At 68.6% G+C, this 15,514-nt stretch carries 12 protein-coding genes; 6 read left to right on the top strand and 6 right to left on the bottom strand.

The genetic code is table 11. The features are described 5' to 3' along the window. The first annotated feature begins 131 nt into the window (after positions 1–131). The gene (locus ASF87_RS04820; protein WP_056374597.1) at positions 132–3,629 is read left to right on the top strand and encodes a proline dehydrogenase family protein; all 3,498 of its coding nucleotides are present in this window, start codon (positions 132–134) and stop codon (positions 3,627–3,629) included. Between the two features lie 97 nt (positions 3,630–3,726). Here the strand turns inward: ASF87_RS04820 and ASF87_RS04815 are convergent, their stop codons facing one another. From ASF87_RS04815 to ASF87_RS04790, 6 genes are all read right to left on the bottom strand, one after another. After that, positions 3,727–4,824, bottom strand: a complete 1,098-nt coding sequence (locus ASF87_RS04815) for an ABC transporter permease (protein WP_056374595.1) — start codon at positions 4,822–4,824, stop codon at positions 3,727–3,729. After that, the gene (locus tag ASF87_RS04810; protein WP_056374593.1) at positions 4,821–5,717 is read right to left on the bottom strand and encodes an ABC transporter ATP-binding protein; all 897 of its coding nucleotides are present in this window, start codon (positions 5,715–5,717) and stop codon (positions 4,821–4,823) included. The genes ASF87_RS04815 and ASF87_RS04810 overlap by 4 nt, the downstream gene beginning before the upstream one ends. 140 nt (positions 5,718–5,857) lie before the next feature. Further along, positions 5,858–7,054 (bottom strand): hypothetical protein, encoded by a 1,197-nt coding sequence (locus tag ASF87_RS04805; protein ID WP_200933694.1) that lies wholly within the window; start codon positions 7,052–7,054, stop codon positions 5,858–5,860. 82 nt (positions 7,055–7,136) lie between these two features. Further along, a complete protein-coding gene (locus tag ASF87_RS04800; protein WP_056374589.1) occupies positions 7,137–8,309 on the bottom strand; it encodes a benzoate/H(+) symporter BenE family transporter in 1,173 nt (390 codons plus the stop codon). 25 nt (positions 8,310–8,334) lie between these two features. After that, positions 8,335–9,087: a response regulator gene (locus tag ASF87_RS04795; RefSeq protein WP_056374587.1), complete on the bottom strand. Its 753-nt coding sequence runs from the start codon at positions 9,085–9,087 to the stop codon at positions 8,335–8,337. Further along, positions 9,084–10,409: a sensor histidine kinase gene (locus ASF87_RS04790; protein WP_056374585.1), complete on the bottom strand. Its 1,326-nt coding sequence runs from the start codon at positions 10,407–10,409 to the stop codon at positions 9,084–9,086. The genes ASF87_RS04795 and ASF87_RS04790 overlap by 4 nt, the downstream gene beginning before the upstream one ends. 110 nt (positions 10,410–10,519) lie before the next feature. Between ASF87_RS04790 and ASF87_RS04785 the strand changes: the two genes are divergently transcribed. From ASF87_RS04785 to ASF87_RS04765, 5 genes are all read left to right on the top strand, one after another. Continuing rightward, entirely contained in the window at positions 10,520–10,924 is a 405-nt protein-coding gene (locus ASF87_RS04785; RefSeq protein WP_042541255.1) for a VOC family protein, read from the top strand. Then, positions 10,921–11,199: a winged helix-turn-helix transcriptional regulator gene (locus ASF87_RS04780; RefSeq protein ID WP_042541257.1), complete on the top strand. Its 279-nt coding sequence runs from the start codon at positions 10,921–10,923 to the stop codon at positions 11,197–11,199. The genes ASF87_RS04785 and ASF87_RS04780 overlap by 4 nt, the downstream gene beginning before the upstream one ends. A gap of 69 nt (positions 11,200–11,268) precedes the next feature. Further along, positions 11,269–11,895: a dihydrofolate reductase family protein gene (locus ASF87_RS04775; RefSeq protein ID WP_056374584.1), complete on the top strand. Its 627-nt coding sequence runs from the start codon at positions 11,269–11,271 to the stop codon at positions 11,893–11,895. Positions 11,896–12,091: 196 nt separating this feature from the next. Further along, positions 12,092–12,550 carry an RNA polymerase sigma factor gene (locus ASF87_RS04770; RefSeq protein WP_157550003.1) on the top strand — a complete coding sequence of 153 codons (459 nt, stop codon included), beginning with the start codon at positions 12,092–12,094 and terminating at the stop codon, positions 12,548–12,550. A gap of 358 nt (positions 12,551–12,908) precedes the next feature. Then, positions 12,909–15,488, top strand: coding sequence for a LamG-like jellyroll fold domain-containing protein (locus tag ASF87_RS04765; RefSeq protein ID WP_157550002.1), 2,580 nt, complete (start codon positions 12,909–12,911; stop codon positions 15,486–15,488). Positions 15,489–15,514 lie beyond the last annotated feature (26 nt).

Raw genomic sequence — 15,514 nt, 5'->3', positions numbered from 1 at the left:
TGGTCCCAATCGTTCACTCTGACTGAACAGAACGCTAGCGAATCGGTTGATAGACGTAGCCTACTGGCGCGCCTGACAATGATCGAGCCGCACACGTACCCGGGTGTGCGATCCCCCTGGAAGGTTCCCCGATGACTGTCGCCGCCGACACCACCACCCCCGACGCCACCCCGCGCGGCACCACCCCCGGCACCGAAGAGGTCGCCGCCCTCGTGCAGCGCTGGCTCGCCGAGAGCGAGACCCACCCCGTCGAGCCCGCCGCCCAGCGCCTGTCGGAGGTCCTCAAGGACCCGAACGGACTCGCGTTCACCGTCGGCTTCGTCGACGGCGTGATGCGCCCCGAAGACCTCAGCGTCGCCGGCCGTGCGCTCGCCGACCTCTCGGAGATCACGCCCTCGCTGCTGCCCGGATACCTGCGTGCCGCCATCAAGACGGGCGGGTTCTGGGCGCCGAAGCTCCCCGGCGTCGTGGTGCCGATCTCGCGGCGTGTGCTGCGCGCCATGGTCGGACACCTCGTGCTCGACGCGACCCCGTCGAAGCTCGGCCCCGCGATCGCGAAGCTGCGCAAGAGCGGCAACCGCCTCAACCTCAACCTCCTCGGCGAGGCCGTGCTCGGTGAGCGCGAGGCCGGTCGTCGCCTGCAGGGCACCTACGACTTCCTCGCCCGCAAGGACGTCGACTACGTGTCGATCAAGGTCTCGAGCGTCGTCAGCCAGCTGTCGATGTGGTCGTTCGACGAGGCCGTGGCCGACGTCGTCGAGAAGCTCACCCCGCTCTACGAGCTCGCGGCGACCTCGGAGGCCGCAGGCAGGACGAAGTTCATCAACCTCGACATGGAGGAGTTCCGCGACCTCGACCTGACGATCGCGGCGTTCACCAGCATCCTCGACCAGCCGGGTCTCGAGAAGCTCGAGGCGGGCATCGTGCTGCAGGCCTATCTGCCCGACGCGCTCGGCGCGATGCAGCAGCTGCAGGAGTGGGCCGCCGCCCGGCGCGCGAAGGGCGGAGCGCCGATCAAGGTCCGCGTCGTCAAGGGCGCGAACCTGGCGATGGAAGAGGTCGACTCGAAGGTGCACGGCTGGCCGCTGGCGACCTATGGCACCAAGCAGGACTCCGACACGAACTACAAGCGCGTGCTCGACTGGTCGATGACTCCCGAGCGACTGGATGCCGTGCGCATCGGCGTCGCAGGCCACAACCTGTTCGACATCGCCTACACGTGGCTGCTCGCGCAGGCGCGTGGCGTGACGGACGCCGTCGAGTACGAGATGCTCCTGGGCATGGCGACTGGCCAGGCGGAGGCCGTGCGCAAGGACGTCGGTCAGCTGCTGCTGTACACACCCGTCGTGAACCCGGCCGAGTTCGACGTGGCCATCGCCTACCTCGTGCGTCGCCTCGAAGAGAACGCCAGCCCCGAGAACTTCATGTCTGCCGTGTTCGAGCTGGCCTCCGACCCGGCGCTGCTCACCCGGGAGCGCGAGCGGTTCGAGCGCTCGCTCGCCGGCCTCGAGGCCGACCGCTCGGTGCCCTCGTCGAACCGCGTGCAGGACCGCGCCGCTGAGGCGGCTGCCGGTGCGGGCGGGGCCGTCACCACCGGCTTCGAGAACCAGCCCGACAGCGACCCGGCGATCGCCGTGAACCGCACCTGGGGTCGTGAGATCCTGCAGCGCTCGGTCGATTCGACGCTGGGTCTGGACTCGATCGCTCTGGCCAAGGTCGAGACGACCGACGAGCTCGACGGGATCTTCGCCGCCGCATCCGCCGCCGCCGCTCGATGGGCGGCGCTTCCTGCCGCCGAGCGTGCCGCCGTGCTGCACCGCGCGGGTGATGAGCTCGCCGCCCGCCGTGGTCAGCTGATCGAGATCATGGCGCACGAGGCGGGCAAGACCATTGCCGAGGCCGACCCCGAGGTCTCCGAGGCGATCGACTTCGCGCACTACTACGCCGAGCGCGCCCTCGACCTCGAGAACATCTCGGGTGCCGAGTTCGTGCCGTCGAAGGTGACCGTCGTCACCCCGCCGTGGAACTTCCCGGTCGCGATCCCCGCCGGTGGCGTGCTCGCGGGTCTCGCCTCGGGCTCCGGCGTGATCATCAAGCCGGCCAAGCTGACGCAGCGCTGCGGCGCGGTCATGGTCGAGGCGCTGTGGGCCGCGGGTGTTCCGCGCGACCTTCTCGCACTGGTCGATCTCGCGAACCGCGACCTCGGCACCCGCCTCGTCGCCAGCCCCGTGGTCGACCGCGTGATCCTCACCGGTGCATACGAGACGGCGCAGCTGTTCCGCTCGTTCCGCTCCGACCTGCCGCTGCTCGCCGAGACGAGCGGCAAGAACGCGATCATCGTCACGCCCTCGGCCGACCTCGACCTGGCGGCCGCCGATGTGGCCCGCAGTGCATTCGGCCACGCCGGGCAGAAGTGCTCGGCCGCATCGCTCGCGATCCTCGTCGGCTCGGTCGCCGACTCGCAGCGGTTCGAGCGTCAGCTCGTCGATGCGGTCACCTCGATGCGCGTCGGACTGCCCGAAGACCCCGCCACGCAGATGGGTCCGATCATCGAGCCGGCGAACGGCAAGCTGCTCACCGCGCTGACGACCCTCGAGAAGGGCGAGCGCTGGCTCGTCGAGCCGAAGAAGCTCGACGACGAGGGCACGCAGTGGACGCCGGGCGTCAAGATCGGCGTCGCCCCCGGTTCGACGACCCACCTCACCGAGTTCTTCGGACCCGTGCTCGGCATCATGCACGCCAAGGACCTCGACGAGGCGATCCGCCTGCAGAACGCCGTGGACTACGGCCTCACCGCCGGCATCCACTCACTCGACTCCGACGAGGTCGCCACCTGGCTCGACCGCGTCGACGCCGGCAACCTCTATGTCAACCGCGGCATCACCGGCGCGATCGTGCAGCGCCAGCCGTTCGGCGGCTGGAAGCGGTCGGCCGTCGGCGCCGGCGCCAAGGCCGGTGGCCCGAACTACCTGTTCGGTCTCGGCGAGTGGGCTCCGGCCGAGCTCCCCGCCGCGGCTCCCGGGGCTGCGGTGAACCCCTCGGTCGAGGCGGTGCTCAGCGCGGCCGGCTCCGACCTCGGCGCCGTCGAGATCGAGTGGCTGCACCGCGCGGCCGCCTCCGACGAGCGCGCCTGGGTCGACGAGTTCGGCGCCGTGAGCGACAAGTCCGGTCTCGGCGTCGAGCGCAACGTGTTCCGGTACCGCCCGGTCGCCGTCGACGTGCGCATCGCCGAGGATGCACCGCTCGCCGACGGCATCCGCGTGATCGCCGCGGCCCTGCGCAGCGGCAGCCCGTTCACGGTGTCCGCATCGGCCCTGCCCTCGCGGGTCGAGAAGGCGCTGCGCGCCCAGGGCGTGACTCCGAAGCTCGAGAACGACGCCGCCTGGGTCAAGCGCTACGCGAAGACTGCGGCGAAGGCCGAGCACAGCTGGCAGCGCGTGCGTCTCGTCGGCGGCGATGCGGCTGCGCTGTTCGAGGCGCTCGGCGGCACGCCCGATGTCGCCGTCTGGTCGCATGCGGTCACGGGCGCCGGTCGAGTCGAGATGCTGCCGTTCCTGCACGAGCAGGCCGTGTCGATCACCAACCACCGGTTCGGCAACCCCACCACCCTGTCGGACGGCCTGATCTGAACCGGTCCGTGACCGTCTGAACGACGAGGCCCCACCCCGCAGACATCTGCAGGATGGGGCTTCGTCGATGGAGAGGGCGTCAGGGGCGGGGCTGTGATCAGCCTCGCAGCGCCTCGCCCAGCTTGACCCGCGAACCCATGCGCAGCAGCGAGTTCTCGTAGATCTTCGCGCCGATCATGATCGCCGCGACGCAGCTGGCCAGCAGGATCACGAGGCTGAGCAGCGGCTCCCACCACTGCGCCTCGCCCACGAAGAGCCGCATCGGCATGCCGACCGGAGCCGAGAACGGCACGTACGACATGATCGTCAGCACCAGCGGGTTGTCGTTGAAGAAGATGACCAGGATGTACGGCGCCATGATCAGCATCGTGATCGGAGTCGTGGTCGAGCCGATGTCCTCCTGGCGCGACACCATCGAGGCGGCGGCGGCGAACAGGGCCGCGAGCAGGATGAACCCGAACAGGAAGAACACCGCGAACCAGATGATGGGGGCGCCGAGGGTCGACAGCACCTCGCGTTGACCCGTCGCTATGAGTCCTATCGTCGCGACCGCCGCCAGCGCCAGGATCTGCCCCATCGCGAGGATCGTGTTGCCGATCACCTTGCCGGCGAGCAGTGTGCGCGCCGAGATGGTCGACAGCAGGATCTCGACGACGCGGGTCTGCTTCTCTTCGACGACGCTCTGCGCGATCGTGCCGCCGAAGGTCGCGGCCGCACCCATGAACACGATGCCGAACGCGATCGCGATGAAGTACCGCAGCAGCGGGTTGGTCGTCGCGGGTTCGAGGATCTCGATGTCCGGCGCCTGCGAGAGCGCCGACACGAGGCTGGTCGGCGCGTCCTTGAGAGCGACGATCGTGACTCCCGCCGGGCCGTCGCCGGGAAGGACCGCGGCGTCGACCTTCTCCGAGCGCACGAGCTCTTCGGCCGCGGCCTGGTCTGCCACCTCGGTGATCTCGACGGCGGGCAGAGCCGACACGACGGATGCCGTCTCGGAGGTCACGGCCACGGGCATCGCGTCGGTGTTCTTGCTGGCGAAGCCGCCGATCACGATGCCGGCGAGGGCGAGGATCAGCAGGATGCCGGTGGAGATCAGGAAGGCCTTGCTGCGCAGCTTCGATCCGATCTCGCGCTCGGCGACGAGCCAGATCAGCGATGCCTGCGACGGCGAGCCGGTGGTGCTCGAGGTGCTCACTGGATGACCTCCTTGAAGATCTGGGCGAGGGACGGATGCTTGGGTGCGAAGCTGGCGACATCGCCGCGTTCGACGGCGGTGCGCAGGACGCGCTGGGCGGTGTCGGCGTCTTCGGCGTCGAACAGGGCGTAGCCGCCCTCGAAGTCGACCACGGTGACACCGGGCTCGGCGCGCAGCCATCCTGCATCCCCGGCGGAGACGAGCTCGTACCGATTGCCGGCGTGCTGTGCGCGCAGCCCGTCACGCGAGCCGGACGCACGGATCGTGCCTCCGGCGAGGATCACGAGGTCGTCGCAGAGCCGCTCGACGACGTCGAGCTGGTGCGACGAGAACAGGATCGACGCACCCTTGGCAGCCGATGCCTGCAGCACCGACGCGACGACGTCGACCGCGAGCGGGTCGAGGCCCGAGAACGGCTCGTCGAGGATCAGCACCTCGGGGTCGTGCACGAGCGCTGCGGCGATCTGCGCGCGCTGCTGGTTGCCGAGCGACAGCGACTCGATCGTGTCGTTGAGGCGCTCCTCGAGCCCGAGTTCGGTGAGCAGGGCGGTCGCCCGTGCCGTGGCATCCGCCTTGCTCATGCCGTGCAGCCGGGCGAGGTACACGATCTGCTCGAGCACCTTCATCTTGGGGTACAGGCCACGCTCCTCGGGCATGTACCCGAAGAGGCGGCGGTCTGCGCTGGTCAGGGCGACGCCGTCGAGTTCGACGCGTCCGCCGTCGGAGCCGAGCAGGCCCAGCACGATGCGCATCGTGGTGGTCTTGCCGGCGCCGTTGCCGCCGACGAACCCGGTGAGGCGCCCGGGGGACACCTCGAACGAGACGTCGTCGAGCACGCGCCGAGAGCCGTAGCTCTTGGTGATGCCGGTGAGTACGAGCTTTCCTGTGGTCATGCCCTCACGCTATGGCGCGGTGCTCGGCCCCGGCATCCCCCCTGTGGCGGATCTGTGAGGGGGATCTGCGAGTGCCCCGCGTGGGCAGTCGTCAGCCGTGCGGGGGAGAGCGGTGAAGCGCGCGCGGGAGAGCGAAGTGCTCAGCGCAGGAACAGCACCGAGAAGATCCCGAGCGCGAACGGCGCCGCGGTCACGACGAACGTGATCCCCAGGATGATCCCGACGATCAGCCAGGGACTCCGTCGCCTGAGGCGCTGACCGGGCGGGGCGACGCCGATGGGCGGAGGGGTCAGCATCCCCGCCGGAGCGGCGAACGGCAAGGCGGGTGCTCCGGCAGGCGCCGGAGCCGGGGCGCCGTAGGTCGGGAGGGACGGATGCTGCGCTGCGAGCCGCAGCCTGTCGTCGCGCCACCGCGCCCACTGATCGAGCTTGGTGAGCAGCGCCCCGACCGCGCCGAAGAGCCACGCCCAGGTCGCGGGGTCGAGCGTCGACAGGTTGCGGCGCGCATAGAGGAAGAGCCAGTCGTCGACGATCTCGACGTCGAGCTGCGCCGCGTGGTCGATGAACCGCGCCATGACGTCGGGGGTGAACAGATACAGGGCGTCGACCTCGTATCCGGTCGGGCAGTACAACGAGAAGTACCGGTCGAAGTCGCCCTCGAGCGAGAGCCGCTGGTCGCTGCGGAACGCGGCCGCGAGCGTGCTGCCGAGGGTGTTGTTGCCGAGCGCGTCGAGCACGATGTTCGGCAGCGGCACGTCGAGCTTCACCGCGACGTATCCCCAGCGGTGGGTCGTCGACTGCTTGCCGTTGCTGGTCGTGTACTGGTAGTTGCCGAACTCGACGAAGCGCGGTTCGACCCCTCGCAGCACGTCGGTCGACATGCGGCTCGACCCCGACGAGAAGATCATGCCGGGCAACGGCGGGTCGTCGATCCGCTCGATGTAGCTCATCGCGTTCGCCCCGGCGAAGCGCGCGAGGCGGAATCGGGTGAGATTGCGCAGACGGATGCTGCGACGCACCAGCATCACGATCCCGATGACGAGGCCCGCGAGCAGCATCAGTCCGAGGAGAGCGGCGACCGCGACCCCCGTCTCACGACCGATCGCATAGCCCAGGCCCAGGATCATGATCGCGAGGACCGGCACCACGCACAGCAGGGCGAACCCCGCGACCACCCACGCGACGATCCGACCGGCCGGCGTGGGGTTCGCCGCGCGCTGCGCTCGGGCGAAGGCGTCGACCTCGGCGGGGTTCACCGGGTCGAGCAGTGCACGTGCGTCGAAGTATCCGACTGGCGCACCGGCCGACGGCACAGGAGCAGGCGTGGGAACTGTCACGCGTCCACGGTAGCCGAGGGCGTTCCGTGAGGTGCCGGCGCCGTGCGGTGTCAGTGCTGGCCGGTGTCAGTGCTGGCCGGGGTCAGCGGCGCCCGGCATGCAGCGCCGTGCGCACGACGAGGCCCGCGACGAGAGCCCAGAAGGCGGCGCTGACTCCCAGCACCGCGATGCCGGAGGCCGCGACAAGGAAGGTCACGACCGCGGGGGTGCGCTCGCCCGGGTCGTCGATCGCCTGCTGCACGGAAGACCCGAAGGCGGCGAACAGTGCGAGCCCTGCCACCGCCGGGATCACCGCCTCGGGAGCGAGGAGCACGAGTGTGGCGAAGGCTGCCGAGAAGCCGCCGAGCACCAGGTACGAGACTCCGGTCGAGACCCCGGCGACCCAGCGGCGCTTCGGATCGGGGTCGGCGTCGGGTGAGGCGGCGAGGGCGGCGCTGATCGCCGCGAGGTTGATGGCATGGCCGCCGGCGGTCGCGCCGACCGCCGTTCCGACTCCCGTCACGAGCATCGCTGGGCGCCAGGGGACCTCGTAGCCGAAGCTGCGCATGATGGCGATGCCGGGGACGTTCTGCGAGGCCATCGTGACGATGAACAGCGGCAGAGCCAGACCGACGAGAGCGCCGACCGTGAAGGTGGGGGCGGTGAGTTCGAGCCGGGGCACGAGGAGTCCGGCGTCGACTGCGGAGCGCTCCTGGATCAGCGAGACGGCCACCACGACCGCTGCGGCGACGAAGGCGAGGGGGACGGCCCACCGCGGCGCGAGGCGTGCGAACACCAGCCACGTCAGCACGACCGGAACCACGCCCCACGGGTTCGCCACGAGGCCGGTGATCGGCGCGAGACACAGTGGCAGCAGCACTCCGGCGAGCATCGCCTGCGCGATGGACGGCGGGATGCGGGCGATCAGCGCACCGAGCGCCGGCCAGAGCGCCGTGAGCAGGATGAGCGCGGACGCGACGAGGAACGCGCCGACGGCGGCAGGCCATCCGCCGTCGACCACTCCGGTCGCGGCGAGGAGTGCGGCGCCGGGGGTCGACCAGGCGACGGTGATCGGCATCCGATACCGCCAGGCGAGCACGATGCAGGCGAGTCCCATCGTGAGGCTGACGGCGAGCAGCCCGCTGGCCGCCTGCGCAGGCGTGGCGCCGACAGCGCCGAGACCCGTGAGCACGACGGCGAACGAACTCGTGAATCCGACCAGTGCGGTGACCACCCCGGCCAGGATCGGTCGAGACAGAGGTGCGGCGGTGGTCATGGATCCGAGGGTATCGGGGTCGGCGTTATGTGAGTCCCATCCGGTGCGCGAGCACCACGGCCTGCACGCGATCACGCGCACCGAGCTTCTGCAGTATCCGCGAGACGTGGGTCTTCACGGTGGCCTCTCCGATGAACAGGGCGCCGGCGATCTCGGCGTTGCTGCGGGCGTCGGCCAGCAGCACCAGCACCTCGGCCTCGCGCTCGGTGAGCGGGTCGACGGGCACGGTCGGGGCGACCTGTGACGGCGCGGCGGTCGGCGTCGATTCCCCTGCGGATGCCGAAGCGGATGCCCGAGAGGATGCCGAAGCGGATGCCGGAGAGGATGCTGGAGAGGATGCTGTCGTGAATCGAGCCAGCACCCGACGCGTGACCTCGGGCGCCAGCATCCCGTCGCCCGCTGCGAGAGCCCGGACCGCCGCGATGAGATCCTCCGCACCGGCGTTCTTGAGCAGGAAGCCGCTCGCTCCGGCGTCCAGCGCCTGGTAGAGGTAGTCGTCGCGGTCGAACGTCGTCACGATCGCGATGGCCGCTCCGACGCCCGCATCGGCGACGATCCGCCTGGTGGCCTCGATGCCGTCCATGTCGGGCATCTGCACGTCCATCGTGATCACGTCGGGGCGCAGGGCAGACGCCTGGGCGACCGCCTCGGCGCCGGTTGCCGCCTCGCCGACCACCGTGATGTCGGGCTGCGTGTCGAGGATGGTCCGGAATCCTGCTCGCAGCATCGCATGATCGTCGACGAGCAGGACTCGGATCGGCGCATCGGTCTGGCTCATGAGGTGGTGCTCGTCTCGATCAATGTCTCGGTGGGGGCGGTGGGAGCGGTGGGCTCGGTCTGCGCGGTCTGGGTGCTGCCGTCGCCGGTCAGCGGAACGCGAGCCCGCACGCGAAGCCCTCCCGCCGCACGCGGGGCGACGTCGAGCGTGCCCCCGGATGCTGCGGCGCGCTCGCGCATGCCGAGCTGGCCGAGCCCGGGACGCAGCACCGCCACCGCGCGGCCGGTGTTGACGATCTCGACCTCGACACCGTCGTCGTCGTAACGCACGCGCACATCGGCGGTGGCGCCGACGCCGGCGTGACGACGGGCGTTCGTGAGCGACTCCTGGGCGATGCGATACAGATTCACGGCGACGATCGAGGGCACGGGCACCGGCTCGCCGATCACGACGTAGTGCGTGGGCAGCCCCGCTTCCGTCGACGCCTCGACCAGCGAGCGGATGTCGTCCAAGGTCACCGTCGATGCGACATCCGTCGTCTCGCCGCCAGGGGTGCGGAGGGTCTCGAGGAGCTGCCGCAGCTCGTGGATCGCATCACGCGCCGATGCCTCGATCCCTGTGAGGATGCTCTTGGACTTCTCCGGATCCTGATCGATCACGAGCCGGGCGGCTCCCGCCTGCACGCCCATCACCGACACATGGTGGGCGACGACGTCGTGCAGCTCTCGGGCGATGCGCACGCGGTCCAGCGCGACGGCCTGGGCAGCGGTGACCTCGCGCTCCTTCTCGAGCTCGGCCGTGCGCTGCTCCAGCACCGCTCGCTCCTGCGCGGCGTGCCAGGAGCGCTCGCCGAAGTAGTAGGCACCGCCGAAGTACAGCACGTTCAGCAGCAGCTGGATGAGCATGAAGGCGAGATAGGGCGAGAGGAGGCCCGCCGCGACCTCGGCCTTGTCGGCCTCTTCGATCGCCTGTCGGTACATCGTGATGATCAGCCAGACGAACATGCCGACGATGATCGAGACGCGCACGATCATCGCGACTCTGCGGTTGTTCATCCACGCGCCCACCGTGTACAGCGACACGAACATGGCGATGTTGCCGACGTAGATCTCGGGCACCTGGAACGTGATCGCGAGGAAGTACGCGAGCGAGATGGCGACGGCGACCGGGGCGGGCCAGCGCCGGCGCACGGCGAGCGGCGCGGTGACGGCGACCGCGTAGACCAGCGCGGTCCACGGCTCTGCCCTGGTGTCGCCGTAGATCTCGGCCACCGTCGAGAGTGCGGCGCTCAGAACGGCGCCAACGAACATGACCGCAGCGAGCACGATATCGCCGCGCTGCTCGCGGACGCTGGGGATGCGGGTGAACGGCGCTGCAGGCATCCCCCCACCGTAGAGCCGGGGCGGATGCGGTGGCATCCCCCGCACGGGGGATCGTGTGCTCGCCGCGAAGACCTCTTGACGTGTTACTTGTATTTTGCAAGTGTGGGCGCATGAGCATCTTCATCACCTGCCCCGTCGAGAGCGTCGACCGGGCCACCGCCTTCTACACCGCTCTCGGCTGGACCCTCAATGCCGAGATGTCCGATCACAACGTGTCGTGCTTCGCGATCGCGCCCGAGCAGTACGTCATGCTCGGCAGCCGCGAGATGTATGCGAGCGTCGGCGGCACCGAGGACGTGATCGGTGGACCCGATACGCCGTCGAAGGTGACGGTCTCGTTCGATCTCGGCAGCCGCGAGGCCGTCGATGAGCTCGTCGAGCGTGCCGCTGCCGCCGGTGGCAGGATCGGCGACACCGACGACTACTCGTTCATGTATCAGCGCCAGTTCGACGACCCCGACGGGTATCACTACTCGCCGTTCTGGATGAAGTCGGATTCCGATCAGAACGCGTGAGCGACCTCGCTGCCGCCCTCGACATCGTGGGCGCCCGGTGGGCGCTGCTCATCGTCGAGCAGCTGCTCGCTGGGCCGCAGAGATACGGCGACCTGCAGCGTGAGCTCGGGGTGCCGACCAACATCCTCGCGACCCGTCTGCGCGAGCTCGAAGCGGCCGGGGTCTTGAGTCGACTTCCGCTGCGGCACAACACGCGTGCCTACGCGCTCACTGATCGTGGTCTCGCGCTGCGCGAGGCGATCGAGCAGCTCGGGCGCTGGGGTGCGGAAGGGTAGACGGCGCGACGGCACCGCACGAGCGCATACTGGGAACATCGCCGCACTCTTGTGCAAAGGAGCACTCTGATGACCGGACGCATCCTGATCGACCTCTTCATGACCCTCGACGGCGTCGCCCAGGGCCCGGGCGGCACCGACGAGGATCCGTCCGGAGGGTTCGAATTCAGCGGCTGGCAGGCGGGGTATCCGTCGTCGGGCATGGGAGAGACCGTCTCGCAGGGGATGCAGCGGCTCGACGCCCTGCTGCTCGGCCGCCGCACCTACGACATCTTCGCGTCGTACTGGCCGCATCACACGGAAGGCCCGTCGGGGGAGATCGGCAGGCTCTTCGACCGGGTGCCGAAGTATGTCGCGTCGCGGAACCCTGATGTCGCGCTCTCGTGGCAGAACAGTCACCGCGTCGGGGACGATCTCGCCGCCGAGATCGCCGAACTGAGAGCGCAGCACGACGAGGTGCACGTGATCGGCAGCATCGACTTCGTGCACTCGCTGCTCGCCGGAGGGCTGTTCGACGAGCTCAACCTGTGGGTGTATCCGATCCTGCTCGGCACGGGCAAGAAGGTGTTCGACGACGGTGCCATGCCGTCGGTGCTGCGCCTGCTCGAGCCGCCGGTCGTCGACGACAGCGGCGTGATGCTGCTGCGCTACGGACGAACGGATCGGGTGCCGGAGGTCGGGACGTTCGAGGGCTGAGGCCTCACGCAACCCGGCCCCAACGTTCCCCGAGGGGTCTGAGATAGCGACTTTCGACTACTGTCCGAGCCGACGCGGTCGCAGTACGATCCTCCATGTGCGCACCCGGGGGGAAGTCGCTCACGCGGAGCGCGTGGGCGTGTTCAATGAGATCTTCGTCGCGCACTGGGGGGCGGTTCGACACCATGTGGAGTGCGTGCTGGATGACGATGATGAGGTCTCGGACCTTGTGTCAGAGGTGTTCTCGCTCGCTTGGGTGAAGCTCGACATACTGAGGCCTCTGGGGTTGATCTGGCTGCTCAGGACCGCGGACAACAAGCTCAAGGACCGCGACCGCACCCTCCGCGTTCGGGCAGGGGCCATGGAGGCCGTCCGCCGCATGGCCGAGGGGGCGCGAGCACATGACGTGCTCGATGTTCTCGCCGTGCGCCACGCGATCGACTCGGTGCTCACGCGCCGAGAGAGACGGTTCGTCATCTTCTTCTACTGGGATCGGCTCGCTGCGGGCGAGATCGCCGAACTCGATCGCTGCTCGCAGGCTTCCGTGTTCACTACCCTCAGCCGAGCTCGCGCCAAGCTCATCGGAGAGCTCGGCCAAGACGTCGGCTCGAGGTCGGAGCTGCTCGCCCCGCGGTCGATGATCCGCGCGGGCTGATCGCCGACGTATTGCGGCTGCGACGAATACCTTACAAACATCGTTGATGAGCGCTAAATACTGGTGCAGCTCTCAGCGCAACCATAGCTTTCGGTATGTGACTCGCCTTCGCACCACCTCTGGATCTGTTCGTCTCATCGCGGCTGTATGCGCGGCTGTGATCGTGTTCGCCGGTGCGCCGATCTCGGCATCCGCCGCACAGATCTCTACTGCTGTGGGAGCCAGCAGAATGGCTCCCGCGACTTCGTTCCGCGATGTTCAGCGCGCTGCCATCAGCGCGGCGAGCTCCGCGGCCGCGGCTACGGGGCAAGGCGTCGCCGTCGACGGGATGACCACGCCGACCGAGCAGACTCTCGCAATGCCCGACGGAACCATGGTGTACGAAGCAACCACCGTGCCCGTGCGCGTCGCGCGGAACGGCGAGTGGGTCGCGATCGACACCACGCTCGTGCGCGTCGGAGACTGGGTCGAGCCCGTCGCTTCGGCGGCGCCCGTGCGGTTCTCGCCCGGCGGCACTGACGAACTCGCCCAGGTTCAGACAGAGACGGGTGAGTGGATCACCGAACGGTGGCCGTACGGCACGCTTCCCGCCCCCATCATCGACGGCGACACCGCCACATACCCCGACGTGCTTCCCGATGTCGACCTCAAGATGGTCGCCACGAGGACCGGCCAGGCGTCCATCTACGTGGTCAAGACAGAGAAGGCTGCGTTGTCCGCGCGCCTCGACGACCTCCACGTGGTCATCGAGAACGCCGACCTCACCACGACCTCGAATGGCGCCGTCGAAGCGGAGCTGGCAGACGGCTCGCAGGTCGTGGCCGGCCAGCCGCTGTGGTGGGACTCGTCCGACGGCGGCACATACCGAGAGCCAGGCGGCATCGAGCCCATCCTGCCGGTTGCGCACGAAGTGCTCGAAGACCGTGTGGCTCTGGACGTCGGCGCAACGGTGGCAGCCGAGGAGCGACGCGACGGTGACGACGTCACCTACCCGATCTTCGTCGACCCGGACTGGGCGGCCGGGAGCGTCCAGTCCTGGTACACGGATGCGGAGTACCCGAGTCAGTCGTACCTCAGCGCGGACTACTCTGTCCCGCTCCGTATGGGCCGTTGGGGCAATATGCACGGGAATGCCTTTTTCGAGTTTCCACTCAGCGCTCTGAGTGGCAAGGAGATCGTCGCAGCGCAGCTCGGGGCGACGCAGATCACGTGGGCGGCCTGCCCGAACAGCCCTGTGCAAGTGCGCACCTTCGGCCTCCAGGCTGCAGGCTTCACCTGGAACCAGCAGAACCACGCGCTGTGGGGGCCGGTCCTCGACACGAAGAATCCGGGCTCGTGCGGCAGCGGCCCCGTGAGCGTGGGATGGGACGTGACTGCAGGCGTTCGGTCCCGTCTGGGCGCGCACGCGATTCAGTTGGGGCTCGCGCCGCAAGACGAGAATGTACCGTCTCGCCGTCACTTCGAAAGGCGGGCGACGCTCACCGTGACGTATAACTCTGCACCCGGTGTCCCGACCAATCCGGTGTTCACCTCGCCCAGCAGACAGTGCGGCACGGCCGCCTCCCCGGCAACTCTCGGCCAGGCGAACGTCGTCGTGCAGGTGCACCAGACGGACCCCGACCCTGGGAACGTCGACACCAACTTCCACCTCGCGAAAGCCTCGAACCTGGGCGTGAAGATCCAGGACAAAGCAGGGGGGTTCAGCGATCAGGGGTTGAAGTCGGTCACATTCACAGGCTTGACCAACGGTGAGGTGTATGCCTGGCGCGCACGGGGAAGCGACCACAGACTCGACGGAGTCGGGTTCACGGCGTGGTGCTACTTCACGGTGGACACGACGAAGCCCGCCGCGCCTGCGGTGACCGCCCCGGGAGGCGCGACCTACGTCGTTGGCAAGGGCGTGTCGGTGTCCTTAACCGCCGCCGCAGACGTTGCCGGATACGTCTCGTGGGTCACTCCGACCCGTCGCACATCTCCGTCGCCGGCGATACCTGTCGACGGCACGATCAACGTGGCTGCAGCACTCCCCGACTGCAACATCGGAGCCGGGTCCACGGTGCGGTGGAAATGCGCGAGCGGAGCCACACCGGCGACGATGAACGTTGCGCCCATTGACTCCTTGTCGACCCTGTGGGTCTCGGCGTATGACAGGGCGGGCAATCAGAGCGCAGTCGTCGGACTTCCGCTGTATCCGAACGGCAACGACACCACCCCGGCAGCTTCTGCGAACCTCGACGCGGGACACGCCTGGCAGCTCTCGTCGATGTCGAGTCCGCTCCCGGACGCGATCCCCGACTCCAACCCGTGGATCGGGGCGAACGGGATCGATCTGCTCGTCCCCGAGACCAGCTCCAGGACGTCGACGGATCTCCCGGATCCGCCGTTGGTGTCTCCCGTGCTCTCGACTGCAGGGGGGACTGCATTCGAGGTGAGCACGGTGCTCCCACCGGTGAACGCCACGAACAGCTTCTCCTTCAGCGTCTGGCTCAAGGGCGGATATTCCGGCACGGGCTCGGCGCAGAAGATCGCGATTCAAGGCGGAGGGGCGGCGGGGTCTATCCAGCTCCAAGTCACACCGGAGGGCATCTACGCCTTCTGTCTCGGCGACAACAACGTGTCGTCGTCGAGCACGAATCGTGCAAGCAACTGCGCCACCGGCGGCAAGATGACGGGGCAGTGGCAGCTGGTCACAGGCGTGTGGGATGCGGTGAATCAGCAGTTGCGGCTGCACGTGGGCAACTCCATCAGCCCGACGGCGATCAACGGGCACATCCTCGGCGCGGGCGACAGGTCCGCGCACGGCCCGTTGGTGTTCGGTCCCGCGCCGATGACCGGCCGGTGGGAGGGGCTGTTCACGAATCCGGTGCTAGTCCCCGGAGTGATCGACCATTTCCAGCTTGCGCGCCTTGCTGCCTTCGAGATCCCCTTTTCCGACTGACGACGTTCGACCTATTCGGAGCCGAT

This window comes from Microbacterium sp. Leaf161 (assembly GCF_001423645.1).
In the GTDB taxonomy this organism is placed as follows: Bacteria; Actinomycetota; Actinomycetes; order Actinomycetales; family Microbacteriaceae; genus Microbacterium; species Microbacterium forte.
The sequence above is the reverse complement of the archived record's forward strand: the minus strand, read 5'-3'. Positions and strand labels throughout refer to the sequence as shown.